Below are 25145 nucleotides of genomic sequence, written 5' to 3' on the forward strand. Positions count from 1 at the left end.
AGTAAGCAGCTCCTGAACCGATATCCTGAATCGTCCGGGATATCGTCGCTGTCTCAGAGCACCCGTGCAACGGGAATATCGCTCCAGCGCGTGGTCCATGCAGGTGAAAGCATCTCACGTTTCATCTGCCAGCCCGTATCCACGCCCTGACTCGCAAACCAGATATTCCCGAGCCCCGACTGGTTAATGCCATCTATTACCTTCATCAGCTGCGCACTTTTCGGCCTCGGGCGGTCCTCATCAAACAGGTTCAACTGGCTGACGCCGTGCGGCGTGAAGTCATCGAGCATCACGCCGGCTTTCATGTAGCGCCGGCCTTCCAGCCAGATGTGGTCAAGTGCTCGCATGGCCACCGCAATGATGTCCCGGGTATCCTGCGTGGGCAGCGTCAGCTTTTCGCCGGCGCTGTTGCCATAGAATACCTCCCCGGCCGCGTGGGGCGATGTCCGGATGAATACGCTGATGTGCCGGCAGAACTGGCGTTCACCCCGCAGCTTTTCAGCCGCCCGGGTGGCATACTGGCACAGTGCCTGCTGCATGGCCGATTTTGCGGTGATGCGCTCACCGAAAGAGCGGGAGCAGACAATCTGCTGCTTGGCCGGCGGCAGTTCCTCAAGTGGAATGCAGGACTCCCCGTTCAGCTCGCGCACGGTTCGCTCAAGAACGACGGAAAAGTTTTTCCGGATAAAGGCCGGGTGGGTGCGCGCCAGCTCCAGCGCCGTGCGTATACCCATCGTGTTCAGTTTTTTGCCGATACGGCGCCCCACGCCCCAGATTTCCTCAACCGGTTGACGGGAGAGGAGGGTGGCAGTACGCTTCAGATTATCCGGCGTCAGAGCGAGCACGCCGCGGAACTGTTTCCATTCCTTGCTCGCCCATTGTGCTGATTTTGCCAGCGTTTTTGTCGGTCCCATGCCCACGCCGATGGTGAGTCCGGTGGTTGCCAGTACATGCTGACGTAGCCGCCGGCCGAAGTGCTCAAAGTCTTCACAGCCATTGATGCCGGTCAGCTCCAGGAACATCTCATCAATCGAATACTGCTCCACCTTTGGCGTCATTTCTTCCAGCGCTGACATCACCCTCTGGCTGAGACTGTGATAAAGCCCGTAATTGCTGCTGAAGACATGCACCCTTTCAGGAAAGTCCGCGTTCTTTATCTGAAACCACGGTACGCCCATTTTTATACCGAGCATTTTTGAGCGGGCGCTGCGTGCGATTACGCAGCCATCATTGTTACTGAGCACCACCACGGCCTGTCCGCGCAGGTCCGGGCGAAATAAGGCCTCACAGCTGGCATAAAAACTGTTCACATCGGCCAGTCCGAACATCGGCATACTTACCTCCGGCGCGCGCGGGTGCTGTGAAAGAACCAGGTCACCACGCCCATCAGCTGCAGCGATTCCGGATAAATGACGGGATATGCCGGGTTCATCGGCAGCAGCGCGAGTCGCGGATGCAGCTGCAGGCGCTTGACGGTAAATTCCCCGTTCACTTCAGCGATCACCACATCACCGTGGCAGGCTTCTTCCGCCCGGTCAACGACCATGACGTCGCCGTCGAACAGCCCCAGGTCTTCCATGCTGCTGCCGCTGGCACGGACAAAGTAGCTGGCCGCCGGGCGACGGATGCACAGCTCATTGAGATCGAGCTCGGATTCGACATAATCCGCAGCCGGGCTGGGGAAGCCGGCCGGGCACAGATCGGCATAAAACGGAATGCCCAGCTGAGTCCTGTGTTCTGCGGGACGAAGCAGGGTCATGCCTGTCGGCACAGGCAGCGTTTCACTCTCAGCATGTCCCGACTGGCTACCGTAAAGCGGAAGGGGGCTATAAGCCTGCGGCATGGTTTTTACCTCTGAGTATAACTGTATTTATATACAGTATCGTATCGCATTAAGCCGATCGCAAGAGGGCAGGGGGAGAGAACCGGTCCCGCGTGAACCATGTGGCTGACGTGGCAGCTAATTTTATTTCCCCGCGGCTTTCGCCGGAAAGCGCACTATAATCACGGTGAGCAACATAGCGTAGCGGCAGGGATGCCTTCCTTAAGGACTCCTTCTTCTGCCCGGTCTCCGCCGGGCTTTTTTTGTCCCCGGGTCTTCAGTCCATTCCGGGCGTAAGCAGACTCGGTCTGCCACCGGTGACGTGACGCTTCCTCGCCACGGCTGTTCGTTCCTCGCTGGCGCTGCGGTACGCCTCAGCCGTGACTGCGGCGAGCGTTGCTGGCAGACGGTAAAGGGCGGGTCATTATTTCCGGTCAGTTATTGTGCAGAGCAGAGACGGCGTTTTATGCTGCCGGTAACAATAATAAAACTCTGGGGCCTTTATGGACGGGCGCACTTCTCCCGGGCGGTTTCTTGCTTATCTTATGGCAGAATATGACATTTCCACAGAGATGTTCTGCCGGCGTACCGGGCTGGATAACGCCGATGTATGGGCGCTGCTGAGCGGGCGACTGACAGTCACCCCGGCAGTGGCAGAGCGGCTGGGTAAAGTGTTCCATACACCCGGATTCTGGCTCATCCGGCAGGCCATGTGGGAGCTGAAGCAATCAGCTGATGAACAGCCGGACTGAACAGGGTGGCCATTCCTCCCGGTGCGTGATAATTTCTGACAGGCCTGCGCGGGCTTTTTAATCCGTCCAGCAACACCGGGGTTAAATAAACTGTGCGCCCGCGCAGGCAGTGCGCTTATGCTGCCTTCATCCCGGACTTGCATTGTCCCGCCGCTGAATTATTATTTTCCTGCTACTCACTGGTGCATGGCCGTTTTCATGCGCTCACGTCGCCCCTGTGGTCACTCTGACAGCCGCAGGGGCTTTTTTTAAGCGAGCCGGCCTGAAGACCGGACACCTGAGTCGATATGGCTTCATCGCCCGGTTTAACCTCCCGGGCTTTTTTTTGTCCACTTTCTGAAGGCCGTCGCTGCGCTCCGCTTCTGTGCGGCGCGGCATACCGCCTGACGCCGCTCTCTGCTCCCCCTCTCACTTTTCTGCTGGTTTCACCGGTTACCTGCGGACACGCCGTGACTTCACGTTAGCCGGGGCGCTTCCCGGTCAGGGGTACGTTTCACCGCTGTCGTCACCCGTTCCCCGCCGTGCGCGGGACATTCAGTCCGCTCCGGCGGCGCATGCGGCTTCCTCCTGCGCCCGTTGCCCGGTCCGCTCGCGGCCCGGCTGCTGTGTCGTCACGGCGTGAGAGTGCGCCGTGCAACCATCAACGGAGGAGTGAAACATGCCGAACTGGTGCTGTAACCGGCTGTGCGTGAACGGCCGCAGTGAAGATATCGGGCAGGTGAGGGCGCTGTTTGCGGGCGGGGGTTATCCGTCGTATGCACAGGCGGCAGCGGAGGGTATCCAGCTGTTTCTGGCCGGATGTGCCGGGCTGCTGCATCCGGCAGACGGGGCGCATTATGCCCCGTATCCGGCCCTGACAGGGGCAGAAGGTTATCCGTCGTGTGCAGGGGAGGGCAGCGGCGGGCACCACAATGTGTCAGGTAATCAGGCGTTTACACAGTGGCTGTGCTGCCTGAGTGAGGGCGTGGTGCTGACGGAAGCCGCCTGCGCACGGCTGCATGACCTGTGGCGGGCCAGCGGCCTGCCGGGGAGGGAATGGGAAACGCTGTCTGCGGAACAACAGGCCGTCATCTGCGCACTCTGGCAGCAGAAGCAGGGGGACTGGCAGGTGACGTTCAGCACCCGCAGCCCCGCTGAAGCCTGGAACCGCCTGTGCCGGGGAGAGCTGGTGACGCATCAGTCCGCCCCCTTTGACATGCTGCAGCTGTGCCCGCCGCGCCTGGATGTGGAAATCAACGGGTATAACGGTCGCCTGCTTGCAGGCGTGCCGGACGGGTTCAGCGACACCACTGACCGCTGCGGAACAAAGTGGCCGCACGCGCATGACCTGAATATCTCCTGGTCTTCTGACACAACCTTTGACGCTGATTTTGACACGCCCTGGTCACCGCCGTCGGCGGCGGTGCTGAACGCACTGAGTGCGCGTTACGGCGTCACCGTGGAGCACTGGTACGCCGAAGCCGGTGCTGATTACTGCGGATATGCGCTCTACAGCGACGGTGAGCAGTTGGAAGCGTGCTGCGATTCGCTGGAGTGGAGTAAGGAAGAAGACGAAGACGGATTCCGGGACGTAATAGGCCCGGCGTGGATTCTGAATAACGTGGCCAGCTTTGGCGGCTGATAAGGAGGCGGCGGGCGCAGGCCCGCCGGAAAGAGTATGAATAAACCCGTCACCATCGCTGATTTTATTGCACAGCTGCAGCGTTCTGACCCCGCCACGCCCTGCGCTGGCCACATATGGATTGCGGATGATTTTGAGGATATCGCTCCGGAGCTGACCCCGGAGGAGGTGCTGGCCACGCTGGCGCTGGCCGACGCCACCCTGGATGCCGGCATCAGCCTGAGCGGGTACTTCCTGTGTCACTGCGCTGACACCGTGCTGGCCCGGCGGGAGAAGGACGTATGAAAACCTGGCTGATTTCCTTTCAGACTGAATGGCGGAGTGCATGTTCAGAGGAACACCTGCTTATCCGGTCAGCGGACGCGCAGATGACAGAGGCGGGGTGTACGCACATGGGCCGGACGTGGTGGAAGGCGGAACCCTGTGAGAGTGAGGGCTGTTACTGGCGCTTCGGCGGCAATGACGTCTGGCTGAAGGCCATCGTCCTGCTCAGCGACGCACAGGCGCAGACGCTCACCGGCCTTCGCTTCCTGGATGAGTGGACTGTGACCGGCACGCCGGACGCGCCGGTGGTGCGTGAACGGAATGGCAACCACTGGCAGGACTTCCGGGACTGAAAACGGCAATAAGGCGGCCGCCCGGCGCGGGCGGCGCTTTTTCACGGAAAGGATAATGACGTCGCTGTGCTCCGCCTTCGTGCCGTTCCCCGTCCTGCGGCCGGAAACCGGCGGCGATGAAGTGCCGTGCCCTCACGGTAGCCGGGCGGCCTCGCAAACAAGGGACGCTGTCGCCGGCCTGTTCACCCGTTCCCCGCCGTGCGCGGGACATTCAGTCCGCTCCGGCGGCGCGTGCGGCTTCACGTCCGCCCCTGTTTGCTCCGCTGTTCGCCCGTCTGTGTGGAGGTCACGGCACCACTACCGGTGCCCCCTTCATGCACAGGAGCACAGCTATGTCACGATTCATGCACGGCGACAGCGTACAGGTTATGGGCGGCTTTCCGGATAACAGCATCGATTTTATATTAACCGACCCGCCTTACCTCGTCGGCTTTAAGGACCGTTCCGGCCGTTCGATTGCCAACGACGTGAGCAGCGAGTGGGTGCAGCCGGCGAGCGATGAAATGTACCGGGTGCTGAAAGACAACAGCCTGGCGGTGAGCTTCTATGGCTGGAACCGGGTAGACGTCTTTATGCAGGCCTGGAAGGCGGCGGGTTTCCGCGTGGTGGGGCATATCGTCTTCACCAAGCCCTACGCGTCTAAATCCGCCTTTGTCGGCTACCAGCACGAAAGCGCCTACGTGCTGGCCAAAGGGCGCCCGCCGCTGCCGGCGCAGCCCCTGCCCGACGTGATGCCCTGGGAGTACACCGGCAACCGCCATCACCCGACCGAAAAGCCGGTCAGCGTCCTGCGACCGCTGATTGAGACCTTCACGCAGCCCGGTGCCATTGTCCTGGACCCGTTTGCAGGTTCCGGCTCGACCTGCGTGGCCGCTCAGGCGTGCGGACGGCGCTGGATTGGCATCGAGCTGCTGGAGCAGTACCACGCCGCCGGCCTGCGCCGCCTGTATGCACAACGCGCCGCCCACGCGGCATGATGACGGAGAACACGATGAACGATCACACTCTGCCCCACGATACCGACGCGCTGACGGCCGACGTCGCCGACCTGGAAGAATCGCTGTATGAGTTTCACCTGCGGATGCGCGACATGATTGCGCGCCATCTCCGGCACGGCGCCAGCCGTGAGCAGCGCATGACGGGGCTGCTGATTGAGGAAATCAATAACGACCTGATGGCGCTGTACCGGCGTGCGGCGCAGATTCAGCACCACCTCAGATAAGCTGTAGCGGGATATAAGCTGTAGTGAGTGGTCAGATAATGACCACTCCTGTCTGCCGGGGCTCTCCCCCTGCCGGCACCGCGTTATCCACAGGATTTCGGGCGCGATATTCACCCGGATTGTGGATAAGCGTAACAAAAGGTTCACCGATACAGGGAAGTTGCTGCGCGCCGCTGTTATGCCGCCTGCGGCGGGGGAGGGCAGAACCCCCGGGCCGTGCGGTCTGCGGCCGGTGCCGTGACTTCACTTTAGCCCGGCCGCTGCGTGTTCAAGAGACCGCTTCGCTCGTCTCCTCGCCCGTTCGCACTCGCGCCGGGGCGCTTACTCCCGTCGCGTCTCCGCTCATGCTTCGCGTCACCGCCGTGCGTAATCCCCCCTCTGCTCGCTTGCGCTGCGGCCTCGTCGCCGCTCCTGAACACTCCGCTTTCCGCCGGGCTGTCATTCAGTCACGGCACCGGCCGGAACTGTTAACCACCCTGACTGCGGAGATTTCTGATGAATACAGCCACCCCTGACTTTCAGCCCGCGCGCGTCCTCGATGGATATGTGCGCTTTCGTTTTCTGCCCGCGCTGTTTGGCGACGACTTCATGCGCGCCGAAAGCAACGTGTACCTCTATGCGAAGCGCTTTCTGCCGGACTATGACGGTGGCGTGTGGGATTTTGCCCTGACAGAGGGCGGCTGCGGCTTTATGAAGCCGGCTGATGATGAACGCTGGCGCGTTGTTAACCTGGCGAACGGCGGCGATGTGACCGTAAGCAGTGAGGCGGCGGGCATCATCATCACGGCGCGGGTGCTGAACCACCGCAGCTGGATGTACGACCGCCACGATGAAGAAGAACTGTGCCGGCACTTCTGCCTGCGCCACCGTCAGCTGATGGATTATGCCTTCAGCCACCCCGAAGCGGCCGCGATTTTCCGCGCCCTGGACTGAGTCAGCACCGGGGCGGCAGAGCCGCCCCTCAGAGGAGAAAACGATGTACGGAACCGTTAATGCGCTTTGCGCAAAACTGCTTCAGCAATACCGCGCTGACGAGCTGATTACGCTGATTGTCTGGACGAAAGAGGATGTGATGGCGGTGCTGGATGGCAGCGGCCTGACGGAGGACGGCGCCGCCGAAATGCTGAGCATGATGGACAGCCTGGGCGGGTTACACGAGTACGGGGTGGGAGAGGATACGCTGCGGGTACTGCTGGACAACATCCGGGAACAGGAGGCTCAGACGCGGGAGGTGAGCGTGCCCGCCGCCGCGCTGGAGAAGGTGCTGCGCGTGGCGGGGGATTATATGCGGCGTGAGGACGCGGAAGGCGGGGAAGGCAGCGCCATGCGGCGATGGCCATATGAGAACGCAGCGATCAAAGTGGCGCAGGCGGCGCTGGATAAATAAGCCGGGGCAGGGCAGGGAAGCCCTCACCTGCATCAGGTCCGCTGGCAAACCCTGCCGCTGCGCGGCGGTGCGGAAAGCCCGCGCCGGCGGCGCGCATTCCGCACGTCTTATCAACACGGAGATGCAGAAAGTCTCTGAAATCCGGGGTAGCATGCCGGTTTTCAGCCTGCTGATGCGTTTTTGCCGTTTTTTATGCAGAAACGGCCTGAAAAACAGGTACTGAAGCCGGGCCCCCTGGCGGCTCCCCGGCGGTGCCGGGTCGTCAGCCCCGCTCCGCTAACCGGCACAGCCGGTAAGCTCCACCGGACCACGCGGGGCGTGTTCCGGGCCTCCCGGCCAGGGTCTGATGGCGAAGGTCTGGGGCTGCAACCGGCTGTTGCCGGTGCATTCACCGGGCGCGCTGCGCCCTTTAATGCCGCCACGCCGTTCCGTCGTGTCGGGTGTGTTCCTGCCCGTCTGCCCGTCCGGAGAGCATGTCCCGGTCGCCACTCGCGGAGGGCTTTTCGTAGCACAGTCAGATTCACTTCCGAAAGCGCACCGCTTCGCTGCCTCCTCACCCGTTCGCACTCGCTCTGCTCGCTTGCGCTGCGGCTTCCGGGGGCTCCCTTTCTCCGTTCACTGCCGGTGCTACTTTGCCCTTCGCCGCGACTGGATCGACCGAAACATGACTACACACCGGAACAGGAGAAGTGCCATGAACACACAGAACGTCAACACCGCCACGCCAGAATCTCCCAAAACATGGGTGAACAACCCCTCCATCACCTTTATTTCCCGCAAAACCAGTGCGCTCATCCGTCTCGCAAAAAAGGAAGGTGATCTGCTGATGTTCCGTGCATTTAAACGTCTCGGCATTGATGCACCGGATCATGGTGATGAACTTTTCGCCCCGCAGGAAGCGGCCCTGCTGGTGACAGAGCTGGCAGAAATGGGCGGAATAACCACCCCGGCTGTGTATGACATGGTCCGCTCCGTGGAGTCCCTGTCACAGGATCAGAAGTCATATCTGTGGCGCGAAGAATATCCGGAAAACCTGCCGGAGCTGGCGGTGTTTCAGGCCGCATCGGCAGAAAAGAAAGCACAGATTCTCCGGAGCATGAAAACGGCCGTGCCGGAGTCTGCTGACACACAGACTGTCATGCCGGAAATTCCGGGTCTCAGTCAGGCACTGCGCAACGATCTGGCCCGTCTGGCCGCACTCAGCACGAGAGAGATGGATGAAATGGAACGTGAGGAACTGCTGTACGGCACGCTGCAGAATATGGCGGATCGGGTCTGCGACACGGTAACGGACTGGACCCGCCCGCGTCCGGTGGTGCCGTTTTCATCGCTGTCAGCCTGGAACCGTGCCGGGCAGCTTGCCCTGAACCTGTTCGGGGAAACCGGTGAAGCCGCGTGGCGGGAGGGCTGTTCTCACCTGGCGCTGTCACTGATGACAGGGTATGCCATGTATGTGGCTGATATTGCGTGATTATTTACCCGGCAGTCAGACTGCCGGGTCGGGAGTTAACCATGAAGACGCATCACGCAGGCAGGGCAGCTACGTCCCTGCCGGAAAAATTCACGCCACCTGCCGGTCTGTCGCCGGAGCTGGCCGACAGTCTTGCAGAGCTGACCACACTGCGCACGCAGAATCTGAGCGACAGCGAACAGCATGCGCGGCTCTGGTCCGTGCTGAGCAACCTGGCGCAGGTGGTTGCCGACACCGCAACCGGCGACGTGCTGCCGCTGGCCTCATTCCGGACCTGGATACTGGCGAGTCACATCGTGCACGAGCGTTTCGGCCTGGCGGGAGAGGTGGCGTGGGGGCGGGCCAGCGGCTGGCTGGCCGGACGTCTCAGTGAAATCAGTGCCGGACCATCAGGCGGATCACCGGCGTAAAAAAAGCAGGCGTCTGCCTGCTTCTTCCACGGTCGCCAGTTCGCAGCTGGCGGCCCGTCAAAATCAATCTCTGGAGAGTTGTCATGAATTCTGACCCGCAAATCCTGTCACAGGCAGAGGCATTTGTAAATGCCCTGAGAAACGGCCGCAGGGCCACCATGCGGCCCATGCCATTCCGTCTGTGGCCGCAGTTTATGCAGTGCGTACCTAGCTAGCTAGCCAGGCTGCCGGGCATGCCTGCACCGTCCCGCCATCTCCTCCAGTGGCCTGAGCCACCAGGCTTCCGTGACCTGCTGTGAAAGCGGGCTGTTTCTGTCAGCACCCGGATAAGACGACGGTGTTCGTTTGCCTGCAGCAGTGATCTGCCCGTCTGAGCAGGGCGCCACGCCACTCATCAGCAACAGTCCGGGGCGGTGTGACATCCGGCGACGGCCTCTCTCCGGGCCGTTTTTCCTGTCTGCCTCTGCCTGTTAACCAGTTAAGTCCACGCACCATCACCTCCGCCGGAATATGCCTGCTGAAAATGACGCTACGCTAAAAGCCCCCCTGATAATTGCAACCGAAAACCCTGAACCGCCCCTGACAGAAATCCTGCTTGTGAAAATATTCAGAAGTGGTTTCAGATTTTCAGGGTGCCGTGGTGACAACGTGGTGCTCTCCTGCAAGCCTCTGTTAACACCGGTATCGTGAGTTTTCGCATGCAGCAACCCTTTGTTTTCTCGTTTTTTATGCTCTGGATGACCCTTTCCGGCGCGATGAGCCTGAGTTTTACCCCCGACGGCACCCGCACCGGGTTTTATCTGGTCTGGGCGCTGCTGTTCATTCTTCCTTTCTTCCTTCGCCCTCTCGCATGGGCAGAGCGGCAGTTCAGGCCAGCGATGACGCTGATCCTCTATCGTCGCAAACGGGCATGGGTGCATCTTGCCCCCTGGCAGCCCACCACAGACCTGACGCCGGCGCGGGTTTGTCTGTTCTGGCAGAGTGTAAACGCGTCAACCTGTCAGGCACTGGAAAAAAACCGCACCGTTATCATTTCCTCGCATCTTCTGACAGGCTTCCGCGCCCGCCGGGTGCTGGCCTGCATCGATGAAAGTGGACTCACCGTTCACAGCCGGACTTACCGCATCCCCTTCACGCCCGCAAAGAGAGCACTGATGCAGCTGGAAATTCTTTTCCGACAATGGCGCTGGCGCACGGACTTCCGCAGGGACTGGCCCGTGCTGATCCTTCGGCGAAAATCTTAAGTGCCGGAAAAATAATTTCCCCTGTCACCGGCCTGCGCAGCGTTTCACACTGGATACATACATATTCGATCTGAACGATCGATTTTCTCCGTTACCCCCTGTGTCAGGGTAGTTGTCACTTCTGATTATTCCCGGGGGGTGAGGATCTGTTATGGGACGAAAACCTGTTGACCCTGAACTTAAAGAAAGAGCCATAAGACATCTGCTCCCCCCTTATAACTGGACAATGAGGCAGGTTGCTGAAGATATTGGCGTTGGTGTGTCTACTGTTCATGACTGGCGTAAACGGCTTGAAATGGAGGGGCTTATCAAAGACAAACATGATCTGACCGAAGCCCGCTCTCCGGAGCAGATCTTTACCATTCTGCTCGAAAGTAATCGAATCATTTAGACCGTATTGACGTTCAGACAGAGGTAAGATCGACTTTCCATGGCAGCAGGTCCCGGACCCTTTTCGCTGGCCAGTCCTAGATATGACCGATGACGTAACGCAGCCACGCCTCCGGATCTACAACGTTCAGCCGGCAGGTGCTGATCAGCGAGTATAGTATCGCCGCGCGTTCCCCACCTTCGTCTGACCCTGCGAACAACCAGAAGGTATGACCTTTATATAATCACTTTACTCTCGATGCATTATTGGAGGTCGTTATGTCGCGGAATCTGTATTCAGTTTATGTCGGTCTTGACGTTCACAAAGAGTCACTGACTGTCGCAATCGCCAGTCCGGAACGCGGTGGGGAAATCCGCTTTTATGGCAACATCCCCAATCAACAGCCAGCCATTCATCATTTCTTTTTGAAGTTACAAAAGCAGTATGCCAGCATCATGGCCTGCTACGAAGCGGGACACTGCGGATACGGGATTTATCATCAGCTCACCGTAATGAATATTGAATGTATCGTTGTGGCCCCTTCACGGATCCCAAAATCTCCGACTGATCGTATTAAAAACGATCACCGTGACGCTATGGGTCTGGCCCGCTTGTTACGTGCAGGTGAACTTTCTCCTGTGTGGATCCCCGACCTGACACATGAAGCGATGCGTGACCTGGTCAGGGCACGTGCGGCCTCAAAACAGGACTGTCGGATTGCCCGGCAGAGGATTCAGAGCATGCTGTTACGCACCGACAGACGCTACGAAAGGAAACCCTGGGGATACCGACATCGTATATGGCTGGCAAATCAGACATTTCCCCTGCCATCGCAGCAGATTGCTTTTCAGCATTACTGCCAGAACCATGAGCAGATTGAGAACCGTATCGCCCAGTTGGATCAGGAAATTGACCGACTGCTCCCCGAATGGTCACTCTACAACCTGGTCTGTCAGCTCCAGGCCCTGAAAGGGATGGGAAAAACGATAGCTGTTTCCCTGGCTTCAGAACTTGGCGATTTTTCCCGTTTTTCTAACCCAAAGCAGGTCATGGCATACACCGGACTGATACCCGGAGAACACTCCAGCGGGAGTAAAGTACATACAAGGGGAATTACAAAAACAGGAAACAGTGAGCTGCGACGCCTGCTTTATGAAGCCGCCTGGGCATACCGCTCCCCGGCAAAAGTAGGGAGCTGGCTGATTACTTACCGGCCAGTGTCTGCCTCACAGGATTCAAAAGATATTGCATGGAAAGCTCAGCAACGGCTGTGTGCCCGCTATAAAGCCCTTTTGCAGAAAGGGAAGAAATCACAGGTAGCTATTACAGCGGTGGCACGCGAGCTGACCGGTTTTATGTGGGAAATTGCTCTCACCGCCCGACAGTCTGGTTAACAGTGCGGCGTTAAACCCTGAGGTACCGGGCACGGAATGAGTGATCCTCGTCAAAAACTTAGGTCGGTGAACCACAATCCGATACCTGCAGCCAGAAAGAGGCCAGCTCACGACGAAAACCTCCGTGGGGTATTGAGTCCCCGGATAAGAGTCTGTTCAGTCCAGGATACAGCCCGGCTACTTCAGGTCTTTATGCGTCAGATGCTGTTCTCAGCGAAGCTATTCAAAGCTGCGCCAGATAAGTATGGCGTAAGCGTCGTCTGAGTACCGTCTGGTCCTGAACCCAGGATCCTGTAACTTAAGCACCCACTTATTTTGCAAGTGGACACTTCATGCGCGCCAAAGAAAAACTTCCCCGGAAACGCTATTCTCCTGAATTTAAAATGGAACTGGTCAGGCTGGCCCTTGAACAGGAAGGCAGTATCGCTGCTCTGGCACGTCAACATGACGTCAACGATAACCTGCTCTTTAAATGGATAAGGCTCTGGCAGAGTGAAGGACGGGTCTGTCGGCCACGAAAAAATTCACCATCCCTTTCTGCCCTGATACCCGTGCAGCTTCAGGCGGAGCCTTCTCTCCCAACATTCGAACCACCATCCTGTTCACCTCCCATTGCCTGCCACATAAAATGTCGTGGCGGAGAAATAACACTGACTTACCCCTCTGCTGAGCTCATGAGCACTGTCCTGCGCGAGCTGATGCGGGGGCCTGTATGATAAATCTTCCCGCAGGCACAAAAATCTGGCTGGTTGCCGGTATCACCGATATGCGCAACGGCTTTAACGGCCTGGCCGCAAAGGTGCAGACAGCGCTGAAAGATGACCCGATGTCCGGTCATGTCTTCATCTTCCGGGGGCGCAGCGGCAGCCAGGTTAAACTGTTGTGGGCGACCGGCGACGGGCTGTGCCTGCTGACAAAACGGCTGGAGCGTGGGCGCTTCGCCTGGCCGTCGGCCCGTGATGGCAAAATCTTCCTGACGCCGGCACAGCTGGCGATGCTGATGGAAGGTATCGACTGGCGACAGCCAAAGCGGTTGCTGACATCCCTGAGCATGCTGTAGGTCTCTTTATCCTGGTTGTTGCAGAATAAGCCTGGTAAAATAAGGGCTATGAATAATGCCTCTTCTGACGACATCCTTCTGCTGAAACAGCGCCTGGCCGAACAGGAAGCGCTGATCCAGGCCCTGCAGGAGAAGCTGAGTAGCCGGGAGCGCGAAATAGACCATCTGCAGGCGCAGCTGGATAAGCTTCGCCGGATGAACTTCGGCAGCCGTTCCGAAAAGATATCCCGCCGTATTGCGCAGATGGAAGCCGACCTGAACCGGCTTCAGACGGAAAGCGATACCCTTACCGGCCGGGTGGATGACCCGGAAGTTCAGCGCCCGCTTCGTCAGACCCGAACCCGTAAACCGTTCCCTGAGTCACTCCCCCGGGATGAGAAGCGGCTGCTGCCGACGGAGCCCTGTTGCCCGGAGTGCGGTGGTTCGCTGAGCTACCTGGGTGAAGATGCCGCCGAACAGCTGGAGCTGATGCGCAGCGCCTTACGGGTTATCCGCACGGTACGGGAAAAGCATGCCTGCACAAAATGCGACGCTATCGTACAGGCGCCAGCGCCTTCGCGCCCCATCGAACGGGGCATCGCCGGGCCCGGCCTGCTGGCCCGGGTCCTGACATCAAAGTATGCAGAACACACACCGCTGTACCGCCAGTCAGAAATATACAGCCGGCAGGGCGTGGAGCTAAGCCGCTCACTCCTGTCGGGCTGGGTGGATGCATGCTGCCGGTTACTGTCCCCACTGGAAGAGGCCCTTCAGACCTATGTCCTGACCGATGGAAAACTTCACGCGGATGACACGCCAGTACCGGTTCTGCTGCCGGGCAATAAAAAGACGAAGACCGGGCGGTTATGGACATATGTTCGCGATGACCGCAACGCCGGGTCAGCTCTGGCACCGGCAGTATGGTTCGCGTACAGCCCGGACAGAAAAGGCATCCATCCTCAGACCCATCTTGCCGGCTTCAGCGGTGTGCTGCAGGCGGATGCGTATGCCGGGTTCAACGAACTGTACCGCGACGGTCATATAAAGGAAGCCGCCTGTTGGGCCCATGCCCGCCGCAAAATCCATGACGTGCACGCCAGAACCCCGTCGGCCCTGACAGAAGAAGCCCTGAAGCGCATCGGGGGGCTGTATGCCATCGAAGCGGACATCAGAGGAAAAAGCGCAGCGGAACGACAGATGATACGGCAACAAAAAGCGCTGCCGCTGCTGGCGTCACTGGAAAGCTGGCTGCGGGAAAAATAGAAAACGCTCTCAAGACACTCAGAGCTGGCAAAGGCGTTCGCGTATGCACTGAACCAGTGGCCAGCGCTGACCTGCTATGCAGAAGATGGCTGGGTTGAGGTAGATAATAACATCGCCGAGAACGCGCTGCGGCTGGTGAGTCTGGGGAGAAAAAACTGGCTGTTCTTCGGCTCGGATCATGGTGGTGAACGGGGTGCGTTGCTGTACAGCCTTATCGGGACGTGCAAAGTGAACGGTGTTGATCCGGAACGCTACCTCCACTATGTGCTTGATGTTATTGCAGACTGGCCGGTAAAGCGGGTCAGTGAACTGCTGCCATGGCGCATCGCTCTGTCTGCCGAATAACCGTCGTTCGTCAATACGGTTCTGGCTGTTCGCTTACAGTATGGCCGCTATCCTTGACAAAGGTCATAAGAGTTTTTCTGGCCCAGTGCGACTCCGCGCAGGGCGTTCTCCGCAATTTTGTTGTCGATTTCCGCCCACCCGTTACTGCAGTAAAGGTTCAGCGCATCCCACTGTTTCAGCAGGTAGGCGAACACCTTCGCCGTATCAGAGTGGCGCGCCAGCACCTTCATCTGCTCCTGTATCCAGTCGTACAGCGACTGCATGAGCGGCACGGTCCTGGCTTTTCTGACCGTTACCCTTTCATCTGCCGGACTGCCACGGATCTCCGCTTCGATGGCGTACAGTTCACCGATACGCTTCAGCGCCTCGGTGGTGATATCGGTGGGGATGCGGACGTAAACGTCGTGGATTTTTCGGCGGGCGTGCGCCATACACGCTGCTTCGGTTATGCGCCCGTCTTCGTAAAGTGCACTGTAGCCGCCGTACGCATCGGCCTGCAGGATGCCGCTGTACCCGGTCAGGTGTTGTTGGGGATGAACACCCTTTCGGCCAGGTGAGTACGCGAACCAGACTGCCGGCGGCAGCTGTGAACCCGCGTTTCGGTCATCCCGCACATAGACCCACAGCCGGGCCGTCCGGGTTTTGCCGCTGCCCGGCTCCTGTACCGGCACCGGGATGTCATCGGTATGCACCTTACCGGCATCAGCACATACTGCCGCAGCAGGTCCCAGAGCGGCTCCAGCAGTTCGCTCGCCGCACCGGACCAGCGCCCCAGTGTGGCACGACTCAGCTCCACGCCCTGTCGGCGGTAGATCTCCGACTGGCGGTAGTGAGGTGTATGTTCTGCGAACTTCGCTGTAACGATGCGGGCCAGCAGGCCGGGGCCCGCGTAGCTGCACTCAATGGGTTTTGACGGCATGGGGGCCTGAACGATGTGGTCACACCGGCAGCAGGCCAGTTTTGGCCGCTGCGTTTCGATAACCTTAAAGGCGCTGCTGATGAGCTCCAGTTGCTCCGACACATCGCAGCCTAGCGGGCTAAGGTCACCCCCGCACGCCGGACAGGCGGTTTCCGCCGGCGGCAGTGTGCGGGTTTCACGTGGAAGCGATGGCGGCAACGGTTTGCGGGCAGAAGACTGGCGTAGCGGCTGTGGCATAACGGGATCATGCTGTTCGCCCAGCACCTCCGTCATTTCCTCCTGCAGGGCACTGATACGTTCCTGCACCTCACACACCTGACGTTCCGTTTTAATGCGCAGTTTTTCAGAACTTTTGCCGAACTGCATACGCTGTAGTTTGACGACCAGGGCTTTCAGCCGGTTGATTTCGCTGGCGTAAGCAGCCACCCGCTGTGAGAGTACACGGTTATACTCCGCCATCTGGCGAAGGCTTTGCTGCTGAGCGTCCAGCAGCGCCCGAAGCAGGGCATTTTCGTCGAAGATTGAACGGGCCATACCCGAACATTACAACAGGTTATATGCGTATTCCAGGACGTTCCGTTCGCTGCGGATGTTTCCAGTTAATGCCTTCCAGCAGCATGGAAAGCTGCGCCGGCGTCAGGTGGACTTTTCCGTCGCGGGTCACCGGCCACACGAAGCGCCCTCGCTCCAGACGTTTGGTGAACAGGCACAGGCCGTCAGCATCCGCCCACAGAACTTTAATCATGTCACCCCGCCGACCACGGAAGATAAAGACCTGCCCGGAGAACGGGTTATCTTTTAGCGCATTCTGCACCTTAGAGGCCAGACCGTTGAACCCGTTGCGCATGTCGGTGATCCCGGCCACTATCCAGATACGTGTTCCTGCCGGCAACATGCTCATTGTGTACCTGCTTTCATTTCACTGATCAGTATGCGCAGAAGCCCGGGCGCCAGACTCCCGCGGATACGCAGTATTCCGGAGGGAAGTTCCAGCTTGCAGCAGGTTTCTCCGGCTGCGTGTTGTAGCATGCCCGGCGTCGGTTGTTCAGCTCCCGTAGTGGTTTCAGTCAGCGTGATGGGCAGGAGCAGTGGACTGCCATCCCGGGGGCGCAGCAGCCCACGTCTGTAAAGGTTACGCCAGTTGAACAACTGGTTGTCATTGATGCCGTGCTCGCGGGCCAGTTGCGCCACATTGGCGCCGGGCTGAAGCGACTTTTCAGCCCGGGTGATTTTAAATTCATGGGGAAAATTCGGGCGCCGCGGTCGCTTGCGTACAACGGGTTCTTCCACCAAAACTGGCTCAGGGATGTCAGGGATGACTGCGGCGGTACGCGAGGGATAAAGCAGTGATTCGAGCTCATCGGAGGTCATGCTACTGGGCAGCGGCCAGCTCATCTCCTGCTTGGAGAAGCGAACAAAGAGATCGCAGATGGTGCTTTTGGGGATGCCAAGCCGGCGACCGACTTCGAGTCTGGATACATATTCATTAAAATGGAAGTGCAGTGCATCGAGGAGCAGAGTCCGGTATTTCATAACGGTAATGTCCATCATTTATAATGGACATTATTTTCCCTGAACCGGAGTGAGACTAACAGACGGTCTAAATGAGACGGTTACGCTGGAAACGGCAGCGATGTCAGAGCACGAGCTGGCATAATACTGCCGAAAAAACGGTCTTTATACTGAGCAAATCCGATACTGGAAGCAGAACTGTCTGGCCGCCAATCAGTCACAGCACCGCCAGCTGGCCGACGCGCAGAAAGCGGCCCGTGCTGACAAGATGCGCATCCGGGCACTGGAAAGGGAACTCCGGCGTAAAGACCGGGCGCTGGCCGAAACTGCCGCGCTGCTGGTGCTGCAGGAAAAGCTGGGCGCCCTCCGGAACAGCGAAGAGGACGAATGACGTCCCTTCCGGAGAGGCTGCGCCTCATCAGGCTAATCGGTGAGGCAGTTCGCTGTGGCGCAGGCCGGCACCGTGCCTGCAGACTGGCCGGTATCTCGTTACGTACGCTTCAGCGCTGACGTCAGTGCGGTACCAGTGGTGAAGACCGCCGCCCCTCTGCCCGGCGGCCAGCGCCTGCAAACCGGCTGACTGAAGTAGAGCGTGCCCGGATACTGCAGGTCTGTACAGAGCCGGGATATGCTGACAGGCCGCCCTGTTATATGGTCCCGGCGCTCGCAGACCGGGGGATATACATCGCGTTCGAGTCCAGCCTTCGCCGCGTGATGAAGGCTCAGGGCATGGATCGGCACCGTGGCCGGGCTCGCCCGCACGGCATGTACAGCAGGCCCAGAGTTACACGGCTACGGCCCCGAATCGGCTATGGTCCTGGAATATCACTCACCTCCCCACATCAGTAACGGGACAGCGGTTTTATCTGTATATGATAACGGACGTCTTCAGCCGCCGGATAACCGGTGCGGAGGTCCATTAGAAAGAGTCCGGGCAGTATGCATCTGCGCTGCTGCAGCGCGCCGTGTGGTTAGAAAAATGCTGGCACAGCGGACTGGTGCTGCATGCTGACAACGGTGCGCCGATGAAGAGCTTCACGATGCAGGCAAAACTGTACGAACTGGGCATTGCACCGTCTCACAGCCGTCCCCGGGTAAGCAATGATAATACTTACTCTGAATCGCTGTTCAGAACGCTGAAATACTGCCCGCTGTGGCCCCGTGAAGAGTTCCGGGACCTTGAAGGTGCTAGCAGACTGGTAAAACACTTTGTCCGGTGGTACAACAGCACACACCGGCACAGTGGCCTGCGCTGGGTGACTCCGGATGAAAAACATCACGGACTGGATTTGAAAACCTGGAAAAGCGTCATGTGCTGTATGAGGAAGCCAGACGCCATCATCCGGAACGCTGGTCCGGCAAAACGCGGAACTGGAGCCCGGTCCTAGCGGTCTCGCTAAACACTGAAAAAGCGCAGCGTACAGGGTGAAAAACACGACAACTAACTTGAAAGTTACCGCTCACGTTTCGTAAGAATGGGGGTTCACATTGCGCCAGAATTCCCAGGCTGTGTCCGAGAGGTTACTGACTGCGGCCAGAGTTATCTAAAAGGCGTAAAATGCTGTTAGGTCCGATACCCGTAATCCGGTCTGAGGCAGGGCAACCGCCGTCGTCATGGGAATGCCAATGATCTTGTGATATGTACCGGGTTGAGTTGTTGTATTAAATATATTTTCCATGTCTCGTGGCAGAGAGAACAGAGTTAACGCTGATGCCCTGTATTACTTTTGCCACTAAGAACCATGCTTTCAGAAGCGGAACAGGAGGGACAGCTGTAATAGCCCCCGTTTAAACCGGACACTTCACCAGTTAGACATAGTCTTAGAGCTATGTTTAAGGAGTGTCCTGTGCAAAGAATCGAAGTTATCACTGGCAAGCAAAAGCGCCGTCGTTATACTCCCGAAGAGAAAGCCCGTTTTGTTGCGCTCGCCATGCAGCCCAGCTAAACCGTTTCACTCGTTGCCCGGCAATATGGCATCACACCCAGTCTTCTTTTTAAGTGGAAACAGCCCATGAACGATGGTGGAAAGTCTGCGATCGCCACGGGTTACGGGGTGGTCAGCGTCTCCGAGGTCAAAGCGCTGGAGAAAAAAGTCAAACAGCTTGAACAAATGCTGGGAAGCAAAACGATGGAAGCAGAAATCCTTCGGGATGCGCTTGAGATAGCCCAGGCAAAAAAGTTGATATCGCGCATGCCATTGCTGACACCGGATGATACCTCCTCATCCGAATAGCAGAAGTGCTATGTGTATCGCGTTCGAATCTTTATGAACGGCTGCTGAAGAAGCGCCAGCGCCGGTCAGCCAACTATAGCAAAGATGATGACGCCCGATTGTTACCGCTTATCCGCCAGATATGCAGCGAGCGGGCGACAAACGGCTATCATCGCGTGACTGCACACCTCAATCGTGCGGTGAAGGAACAAAACTGGCGGGTTAACCCCAAACGTATTTACCGGATCATGCAGGCGAATAACCTGTTGCTGGCAAAATCAGGCCATAAAAAGCCAGAGCGCTGTCATACCGGCAACGTCGTGACACTTAAGCCGGATACGCGCTGGTGTTCAGATGGCTTCGAAATCCTCTGCTGGAATCGGGAAGTCGTGCGGGTGGTGTTCAGCCTTGACTGCTGTGATCGCTAAGCCATCAGTTGGTCGGCGGCAACAGGTGGAATAAACAGCGTTATGGTGCAGGATCTGCTGACAGAGAGTGTAGAAAAGCGTTTTAGAAATACGCTTTACCTGCCACATGTCGTTGAGTAGCTGACCGATAACGGCAGTTGCTACATAGCGGACTTAACAAGAACGTTCGCCGCCTCACTCGGGTTCATCGTGTGTACGACGCCAGTGCACAGTCCGTAAAGCAATCGGATGGCTGAATCGTTCGTGAAAACGTTCAAGCGCGACTACGTATATGTAAATGATCTACCGGATGCCATGACCGTAATGGGAAAACTGACGGAATGGATGGAAGACTATAATAACTGGCATCCTCATAGAGGTCTGAAAATGCAGTTACAGAGGGAATAGAGAAGTTCTCTGCTAGCTATAAATTAACCGTATCCGTTTTAGCGGAGGCAACTCCAACAGCAGACTGATACGGAACACACATCGTACTTCAAAAACACCATTAACAACTACATCAATGAGTTGGGAGCATTGCGTGTTAATTTTAAATTCAAATAACAGTTAGCTATCGCTTAATGGTTATAAATATCAATAGCTTATCATAAAAAAAACCGACGCTTTTTGTCCTTACTTGCGTCGGTAAAATTTTACAAACGGAAAACAGGATGGGTATTATAGAATTACACAGCGATTTCAATCTAGAGTGTTCATCCTAATTTTGCAACCCCCATAGCACTAAAAGCTTATTAAAGATAAACCGCCCCCCAGTGACGTAAAAGAATTTCTATTCAATCTAGAAATAGGTAAGCGTCAAGCCACCGCCGTCTGTGATTCTGGTCTCAGGATCGCTAGCTTAGAGCTCCGTCTAATTTAGAAGGAGCTCTGTTCATGGAAAATGCTGCCAACTGGCGAACTGAATCGCGTACCGTCTATTCCAATGACTTCAAACTTCGGATGGTCGAACTGGCTTCACGACCAGATGCCAACGTCGCACAACTGGCGCGGGAACATGGCGTTGATAATAATCTCATTTTTAAGTGGCTACGCCTCTGGCAGAGAGAGGGGCGAATCTCTGTCGAATGCCTGCAACTATCGTGGGGCCGGTGGTACCACAACCGCTTCCGATTTCCCCGACTCTGTTGTCCGTCGACGTAATCAACGACCCGCTGCCCATTGCAGAGAATGACACTCTGTGTACGTTCTCCTCCGCTCATTCCAGCGCTACTTCCTGTCATGTTGAGTTCCGCCACGGCAAAATGACGCTGGAAAACCCGTCGTCAGAGTTGCTGGCCGTGCTGATCCGCGAATTGACCGGGAGGACACAATGATATCCCTCCCGTCAGGCACCAAAATCTGGCTGGTCGCCGGTGCCACGGATATGCGTAAATCCTTCAACGGACTGGGCGAACAGATACAACACGTTCTGGATGAGGATCCCTTCTCCGGCCACCTGTTCATCTTCCGGGGACGCCGTGGCGATACCGTGAAAATACTCTGGGCTGATACTGACGGTCTGTGCCTGTTTATCAAACTTCTGGAAGAAGGCCAGTTCGTCTGGCCAACAGTCCGTGATGGCAAAATCGCGATCACCCGCTCACAACTTGCCATGCTTCTCGATAAGCTGGACTGGCGTCAGCCAAAAACAGCACGCCTTAACTCACTGACAATGTTGTAAAAAGAGCATGACCGCATTATAAATGGGGTCATGAGTCAGGACTATCTCGCCCGTATTGCTGCGCTGGAAGACGCGCTTCGCCAGAAAGACAGTCAGCTCAGCCTCATTGCAGAGACTGAGTCGTTCATGCGTTCGGCGCTGTCCCGCGCTGAAGAGAAAATAGAGAACGAAGAGCGCGAAATAGAGCATCTGCGGGCACAGATAGAAAAACTGCGGCGGATGTTGTTCGGTACCCGTTCTGAAAAGCTGCGCCGGCAGGTTGAAGAAGCAGAGGCACTGCTGAAGTTGCAGGAGCAGAAAAGCGATCGTTACAACGGTCGGGATAACGATCAACAGGTACCACGCCAGCTGCGCCAGTCCCGTTACCGTCGGCCTCTCCCGGAGCATCTTCCCCGCGAGATCCATCGCCTGGATCCTGTTGAACGCTGCTGCCCGGACTGCGGCAGTGATATGAAATACCTCAGTGAAGTCAGCGCGGAACAGCTGGAACTGGTCTCCAGCGCCCTGAAAGTGATCCGCACGGTCAGGGTGAAAAAGGCCTGCACCCGATGCGACTGCATCGTTGAAGCTCCTGCGCCATCACGCCCCATCGACCGGGGTATCGCCGGGCCGGGTCTGCTGTCCCGGGTGTTAACGGCCAAATACTGTGAGCACACCCCGTTATACTGGCAGACAGAAATCCTTGCGCGTCAGGGCGTAGATCTGAGCCGGGCACTGCTCTCTAACTGGGTGGATGCCTGTTGCCGGTTAATGGCACCGCTGGATGATGCCCTTTATCACTACGTGATGGACCACCGCAAACTGCATACGGATGATACCCCAGTGCCGGTGCTGGCACCGGGCAGAAAGAAGACGAAAACCGGGCGCATCTGGACATATGTTCGCGATGACCGGAACGCAGGCTCGTCAGACCCGCCCGCAGCGTGGTTCGCCTTCTCGCCGGACCGGCAGGGGAAGCATCCTCAGCAACATCTTCGCCATTATCATGGTGTGCTGCAGGCGGATGCCTTCGCAGGCTACGACCGGTTGTTCAGCGCAGAACGTGACGGTGGCCCGTTAACCGAAGTGGCCTGCTGGGCCCACGCGCGCCGAAAAATCCACGACGTCTATATAAGCACTCATACAGCAACAGCAGAGGAAGCCCTGAAACGTATCGGCGAGCTGTACGTAATCGAAGAAGCAATACGGGGCCTCCCTGCAACTGAGCGGCTGGCAGCCAGGCAGTCCCGAAGTAAGCCGCTGCTGATATCCCTGCATGACTGGTTGGTGGAGAAAAGCGCCACTCTGCCGAAAAAGTCCCGTCTGGGCGAAGCGTTCGCTTATGCCCTGAACCAGTGGGATGCGCTGTGCTACTACTGTGATGATGGCCTGGCAGAGCCTGATAACAACACAGCCGAACGAGCCCTTCGTGCCGTCTGTCTTGGGAAAAAGAATTTTATCTTCTTCGGCAGTGACCACGGCGATGAGCGCGGAGCCCTGCTGTATGGTCTTATCGGAACATGCAGGCTCAATGGTATCGACCCGGAGGCCTACCTTCGCCATATCCTGAGCGTACTGCCGGAATGGCCCAGCAACAAAGTGGCGGAACTGCTGCCATGGAACGTGGTTCTTACCGATAAATAACCGTAAATACGGCGCTCACTTAACGCTTACAGAAATAGGATTATGGAATAATATTTATTTTAACTTAACGGGAAGTGGTTTATTAATAATAAACATAACACAAATATTAAAAAATATGAAACTACTTAAATTATAAACTGGCAGTGATGACATCTGAGAAATAGGCCGTGATTTCCTATCCCCCCTCTCAGATATAATATAAGAGCTTCCTTAACATGCTCCTAATTCTGTATATTATATATGTTCAGCTAATGATTAACTAGTTTATTATGTGTTAAGTTTTGACAATCAGCAGAATCTCCACAGAATTCTTGTGAGTTATACAGTCCAACGCAGAGTGATGAAGAATTTGATTATAGAGTATGCGCCTGACGCAAATTTTACACTGGACATACTCTATGGGCATAATCAGTTTTCGCTTAGGCATTTCTGCCTCAGCCTATAATTGAAATATTAAAAAAAGCATTTTCTGTTGAGATATATAGTCGTGATAAATAAATCCGGATGTCCCAATCGTACACCCATTCATCCAGAGTTTTTTCCGAAAAATTCTGAACAATTATAAGTATTAAGCAACTACTGGAACAGTTTTTAAGCGCACCTGTTTTAGTTCCACGCACTTTTTGAGAGTTCCAGTTTTTCAGCTATCAGCCGGTACTCTTCCGGCGTCAGGTTATTCAGGGATTCATGGGGTCGTTCGCTGTTATATTCAACCAGCCAGCGCTCTGTAATTTCCCGTGCTTCATTCAGCGTTCTGAATAAATAAAAATCCAGTATTTCTGTCCGGTACGTCCGGTTAAAACGTTCAATAAAGGCATTCTGCGTTGGTTTCCCTGGTTTGATAAATTCCAGTATCACACCATGCTCTTCAGCCCACTGCGCCAGCGTCAGCGAAACCAGTTCCGGCCCATTATCCATCCGCAGTTTCAGCGGATAACCCCGGTTTGCCACGATCCTGTCCAGCATCCTGACCACCCGCTGTGCCGGGATATTCAGATCGATTTCTATTGCGAGAGCCTTGCGGTTAAAGTCATCCACCACATTGAAGGTCCGGAAGGGTCTAACGCAGACCAGCGCATCGTGCATAAAATCGATGGGCCAGCTCTGGTTCATCGCCTCCGGCGTGCCAGCGGAGCCGGATTACGTGCCGGCAGACGCTGTTTTCCCTTATGGCGAAAATTCAGTTTCAGCAGGCAGTAAATACGGTGAACTCTTTTATGGTTCCAGCTATTGCCCTGCCTGCGAAGGACCTGAAAAAGCTTTTTAAATCCGTATCGCGGATAGCGTTCAGCCGCCACGGTCAGCGCCATAATCACCGGCTCATCACGTCGCGTGTCCGGCTGATAACGAAATACCGTCCTGCTCAGCGACAATGTCCTGCAGGCCTGGCGTAAGCTCATGGCAAACTGCGCGATCAGATAGCTGACCAGCTCAGGCTTTATCGCTGGTTTTAAAGCTTTTTTTGGATGACGTCTTTAAGTGCCCGGCATTCAAGGCTGAGATCAGCAAACATCTGTTTGAGGCGCCGGTTTTCATCCTCCAGGTCTTTCATCTTTTTGATATCAGAGGCTTCCATCCCGCCGAACTTCGCTTTCCAGTCGTAATACGAGGCCTCGGAGATCCCGGCTTCGCGGCAGACATCCTTGACAGTACGTCCGGCTTCGACGGACTTCAGAACGGCAATGATCTGGTGTTCGGTGAATCGGGCTTTACGCATGGTGATCTCCTCAGGGGACATAATCAGTATGTCGGAAGATCTCTAAAAGTGAATGGTTCGCTTAACTGGGATACTTACATCACCGCTTCCATCCGCCAATGTGGTAGTTCTTCAAA

At 56.7% G+C, this 25145-nt stretch carries 20 protein-coding genes and 8 pseudogenes; 21 read left to right on the plus strand and 7 right to left on the minus strand.

Going from position 1 to position 25145, the window contains the following annotated elements; genetic code table 11:
- Positions 1–53: 53 nt before the first annotated feature.
- Both umuC and umuD read right to left on the minus strand, forming a co-directional pair.
- The gene (umuC, locus tag HA50_RS26950) at positions 54–1328 is read right to left on the minus strand and encodes a translesion error-prone DNA polymerase V subunit UmuC (protein ID WP_013512848.1); all 1275 of its coding nucleotides are present in this window, start codon (positions 1326–1328) and stop codon (positions 54–56) included.
- 8 nt (positions 1329–1336) lie between these two features.
- On the minus strand, positions 1337–1759 hold the full coding sequence (gene umuD / locus HA50_RS26955; RefSeq protein ID WP_084880276.1) for a translesion error-prone DNA polymerase V autoproteolytic subunit: 423 nt from the start codon (positions 1757–1759) through the stop codon (positions 1337–1339).
- Between the two features lie 608 nt (positions 1760–2367).
- Here umuD and HA50_RS26960 point away from each other — a divergent pair.
- The 12 genes and pseudogenes from HA50_RS26960 to HA50_RS27025 all read left to right on the plus strand — a co-directional run.
- Entirely contained in the window at positions 2368–2574 is a 207-nt protein-coding gene (locus HA50_RS26960) for a helix-turn-helix transcriptional regulator (protein ID WP_244193688.1), read from the plus strand.
- Between the two features lie 658 nt (positions 2575–3232).
- Entirely contained in the window at positions 3233–4195 is a 963-nt protein-coding gene (locus HA50_RS26965) for a DUF1281 domain-containing protein (protein WP_084879843.1), read from the plus strand.
- Between the two features lie 36 nt (positions 4196–4231).
- Positions 4232–4480 (plus strand): hypothetical protein, encoded by a 249-nt coding sequence (locus HA50_RS26970; RefSeq protein ID WP_084879844.1) that lies wholly within the window; start codon positions 4232–4234, stop codon positions 4478–4480.
- Positions 4477–4812 carry a hypothetical protein gene (locus tag HA50_RS26975; RefSeq protein WP_084879845.1) on the plus strand — a complete coding sequence of 112 codons (336 nt, stop codon included), beginning with the start codon at positions 4477–4479 and terminating at the stop codon, positions 4810–4812. The genes HA50_RS26970 and HA50_RS26975 overlap by 4 nt, the downstream gene beginning before the upstream one ends.
- Positions 4813–5144: 332 nt before the next feature.
- Positions 5145–5789, plus strand: a complete 645-nt coding sequence (locus HA50_RS26980; RefSeq protein WP_084879846.1) for a DNA methyltransferase — start codon at positions 5145–5147, stop codon at positions 5787–5789.
- Between the two features lie 14 nt (positions 5790–5803).
- Complete coding sequence (locus tag HA50_RS26985; protein ID WP_084879847.1) at positions 5804–6034, plus strand: hypothetical protein; 231 nt, start codon at positions 5804–5806, stop codon at positions 6032–6034.
- A 495-nt stretch (positions 6035–6529) separates the two neighbouring features.
- Entirely contained in the window at positions 6530–6967 is a 438-nt protein-coding gene (locus tag HA50_RS26990; protein WP_084879848.1) for an antirestriction protein, read from the plus strand.
- A 43-nt stretch (positions 6968–7010) separates the two neighbouring features.
- On the plus strand, positions 7011–7421 hold the full coding sequence (locus HA50_RS26995) for a DUF1380 family protein (RefSeq protein ID WP_084879849.1): 411 nt from the start codon (positions 7011–7013) through the stop codon (positions 7419–7421).
- 694 nt (positions 7422–8115) lie between these two features.
- Positions 8116–8892, plus strand: a complete 777-nt coding sequence (locus HA50_RS27000) for a hypothetical protein (RefSeq protein ID WP_084879850.1) — start codon at positions 8116–8118, stop codon at positions 8890–8892.
- Positions 8893–8933: 41 nt separating this feature from the next.
- Positions 8934–9302, plus strand: coding sequence for a hypothetical protein (locus HA50_RS27005; RefSeq protein ID WP_084879851.1), 369 nt, complete (start codon positions 8934–8936; stop codon positions 9300–9302).
- 698 nt (positions 9303–10000) lie between these two features.
- The gene (locus HA50_RS27020; protein ID WP_084879854.1) at positions 10001–10546 is read left to right on the plus strand and encodes a hypothetical protein; all 546 of its coding nucleotides are present in this window, start codon (positions 10001–10003) and stop codon (positions 10544–10546) included.
- 202 nt (positions 10547–10748) lie between these two features.
- Positions 10749–10922, plus strand: a pseudogene (locus HA50_RS27025) (helix-turn-helix domain-containing protein); the annotation flags it as partial.
- Between the two features lie 94 nt (positions 10923–11016).
- Here the strand turns inward: HA50_RS27025 and HA50_RS31575 are convergent.
- Positions 11017–11151, minus strand: a pseudogene (locus HA50_RS31575) (transposase domain-containing protein); the annotation flags it as partial.
- A gap of 43 nt (positions 11152–11194) precedes the next feature.
- Here HA50_RS31575 and HA50_RS27035 point away from each other — a divergent pair.
- The 4 genes and pseudogenes from HA50_RS27035 to tnpC (HA50_RS27050) all read left to right on the plus strand — a co-directional run bounded on the left by HA50_RS27035 (position 11195) and on the right by tnpC (HA50_RS27050) (position 14957).
- On the plus strand, positions 11195–12310 hold the full coding sequence (locus tag HA50_RS27035; RefSeq protein ID WP_084879856.1) for an IS110 family RNA-guided transposase: 1116 nt from the start codon (positions 11195–11197) through the stop codon (positions 12308–12310).
- A 332-nt stretch (positions 12311–12642) separates the two neighbouring features.
- Positions 12643–13026: an IS66-like element accessory protein TnpA gene (tnpA, locus tag HA50_RS27040; protein WP_084879857.1), complete on the plus strand. Its 384-nt coding sequence runs from the start codon at positions 12643–12645 to the stop codon at positions 13024–13026.
- Positions 13023–13370 carry an IS66 family insertion sequence element accessory protein TnpB gene (gene tnpB, locus HA50_RS27045; RefSeq protein ID WP_084879858.1) on the plus strand — a complete coding sequence of 116 codons (348 nt, stop codon included), beginning with the start codon at positions 13023–13025 and terminating at the stop codon, positions 13368–13370. Before tnpA (HA50_RS27040) ends, tnpB (HA50_RS27045) begins: the two co-directional genes overlap by 4 nt.
- Before the next feature lie 48 nt (positions 13371–13418).
- Positions 13419–14957 (plus strand): annotated as a pseudogene (tnpC, locus tag HA50_RS27050) (IS66 family transposase).
- Between the two features lie 71 nt (positions 14958–15028).
- On the opposite strand, the pseudogene tnpC (HA50_RS27055) reads toward tnpC (HA50_RS27050), so the two are convergent.
- The 3 genes and pseudogenes from tnpC (HA50_RS27055) to tnpA (HA50_RS27065) all read right to left on the minus strand — a co-directional run.
- Positions 15029–16410: pseudogene (gene tnpC / locus HA50_RS27055) on the minus strand (IS66 family transposase); the annotation flags it as partial.
- A 19-nt stretch (positions 16411–16429) separates the two neighbouring features.
- Entirely contained in the window at positions 16430–16777 is a 348-nt protein-coding gene (tnpB, locus tag HA50_RS27060; protein WP_084879859.1) for an IS66 family insertion sequence element accessory protein TnpB, read from the minus strand.
- A complete protein-coding gene (gene tnpA, locus HA50_RS27065) occupies positions 16774–17409 on the minus strand; it encodes an IS66-like element accessory protein TnpA (RefSeq protein WP_084880278.1) in 636 nt (211 codons plus the stop codon). Before tnpA (HA50_RS27065) ends, tnpB (HA50_RS27060) begins: the two co-directional genes overlap by 4 nt.
- Positions 17410–17485: 76 nt before the next feature.
- Here tnpA (HA50_RS27065) and HA50_RS31865 point away from each other — a divergent pair.
- The 5 genes and pseudogenes from HA50_RS31865 to tnpC (HA50_RS27090) all read left to right on the plus strand — a co-directional run.
- Positions 17486–18817 (plus strand): annotated as a pseudogene (locus HA50_RS31865) (IS3 family transposase); the annotation flags it as partial.
- A 418-nt stretch (positions 18818–19235) separates the two neighbouring features.
- Positions 19236–20416: pseudogene (locus HA50_RS27075) on the plus strand (IS3 family transposase).
- A gap of 486 nt (positions 20417–20902) precedes the next feature.
- Positions 20903–21342, plus strand: a pseudogene (locus HA50_RS27080) (transposase).
- On the plus strand, positions 21339–21689 hold the full coding sequence (gene tnpB, locus HA50_RS27085; protein ID WP_084879861.1) for an IS66 family insertion sequence element accessory protein TnpB: 351 nt from the start codon (positions 21339–21341) through the stop codon (positions 21687–21689). Before HA50_RS27080 ends, tnpB (HA50_RS27085) begins: the two are co-directional and overlap by 4 nt.
- Positions 21690–21719: 30 nt before the next feature.
- Positions 21720–23312 (plus strand): IS66 family transposase, encoded by a 1593-nt coding sequence (gene tnpC, locus HA50_RS27090; RefSeq protein WP_084879862.1) that lies wholly within the window; start codon positions 21720–21722, stop codon positions 23310–23312.
- A gap of 606 nt (positions 23313–23918) precedes the next feature.
- On the opposite strand, the pseudogene HA50_RS27095 reads toward tnpC (HA50_RS27090), so the two are convergent.
- Positions 23919–25029: pseudogene (locus tag HA50_RS27095) on the minus strand (IS3 family transposase).
- Positions 25030–25145 lie beyond the last annotated feature (116 nt).

Origin of the sequence: Pantoea cypripedii, assembly GCF_002095535.1 — a bacterium.
Classification (GTDB): domain Bacteria; phylum Pseudomonadota; class Gammaproteobacteria; order Enterobacterales; family Enterobacteriaceae; genus Pantoea; species Pantoea cypripedii.

Coding starts and splice junctions, on each gene's coding strand:
- HA50_RS26980 (WP_084879846.1), top strand. CDS start 5,145: ATGTCACGATTCATGCACGGCGACAGCGTACAGGTTATGGGCGGCTTT.
- HA50_RS27005 (WP_084879851.1), top strand. CDS start 8,934: ATGAAGACGCATCACGCAGGCAGGGCAGCTACGTCCCTGCCGGAAAAA.
- umuD (WP_084880276.1), bottom strand. CDS start 1,759: ATGACCCTGCTTCGTCCCGCAGAACACAGGACTCAGCTGGGCATTCCG.
- tnpB (WP_084879859.1), bottom strand. CDS start 16,777: ATGAGCATGTTGCCGGCAGGAACACGTATCTGGATAGTGGCCGGGATC.
- HA50_RS26975 (WP_084879845.1), top strand. CDS start 4,477: ATGAAAACCTGGCTGATTTCCTTTCAGACTGAATGGCGGAGTGCATGT.
- HA50_RS26985 (WP_084879847.1), top strand. CDS start 5,804: ATGAACGATCACACTCTGCCCCACGATACCGACGCGCTGACGGCCGAC.
- tnpB (WP_084879861.1), top strand. CDS start 21,339: ATGATATCCCTCCCGTCAGGCACCAAAATCTGGCTGGTCGCCGGTGCC.
- HA50_RS26990 (WP_084879848.1), top strand. CDS start 6,530: ATGAATACAGCCACCCCTGACTTTCAGCCCGCGCGCGTCCTCGATGGA.
- umuC (WP_013512848.1), bottom strand. CDS start 1,328: ATGTTCGGACTGGCCGATGTGAACAGTTTTTATGCCAGCTGTGAGGCC.
- tnpC (WP_084879862.1), top strand. CDS start 21,720: ATGAGTCAGGACTATCTCGCCCGTATTGCTGCGCTGGAAGACGCGCTT.
- HA50_RS26995 (WP_084879849.1), top strand. CDS start 7,011: ATGTACGGAACCGTTAATGCGCTTTGCGCAAAACTGCTTCAGCAATAC.
- HA50_RS26960 (WP_244193688.1), top strand. CDS start 2,368: ATGGCAGAATATGACATTTCCACAGAGATGTTCTGCCGGCGTACCGGG.
- tnpA (WP_084880278.1), bottom strand. CDS start 17,409: ATGAAATACCGGACTCTGCTCCTCGATGCACTGCACTTCCATTTTAAT.
- HA50_RS27000 (WP_084879850.1), top strand. CDS start 8,116: ATGAACACACAGAACGTCAACACCGCCACGCCAGAATCTCCCAAAACA.
- tnpB (WP_084879858.1), top strand. CDS start 13,023: ATGATAAATCTTCCCGCAGGCACAAAAATCTGGCTGGTTGCCGGTATC.
- HA50_RS26965 (WP_084879843.1), top strand. CDS start 3,233: ATGCCGAACTGGTGCTGTAACCGGCTGTGCGTGAACGGCCGCAGTGAA.
- HA50_RS27020 (WP_084879854.1), top strand. CDS start 10,001: ATGCAGCAACCCTTTGTTTTCTCGTTTTTTATGCTCTGGATGACCCTT.
- HA50_RS26970 (WP_084879844.1), top strand. CDS start 4,232: ATGAATAAACCCGTCACCATCGCTGATTTTATTGCACAGCTGCAGCGT.
- tnpA (WP_084879857.1), top strand. CDS start 12,643: ATGCGCGCCAAAGAAAAACTTCCCCGGAAACGCTATTCTCCTGAATTT.
- HA50_RS27035 (WP_084879856.1), top strand. CDS start 11,195: ATGTCGCGGAATCTGTATTCAGTTTATGTCGGTCTTGACGTTCACAAA.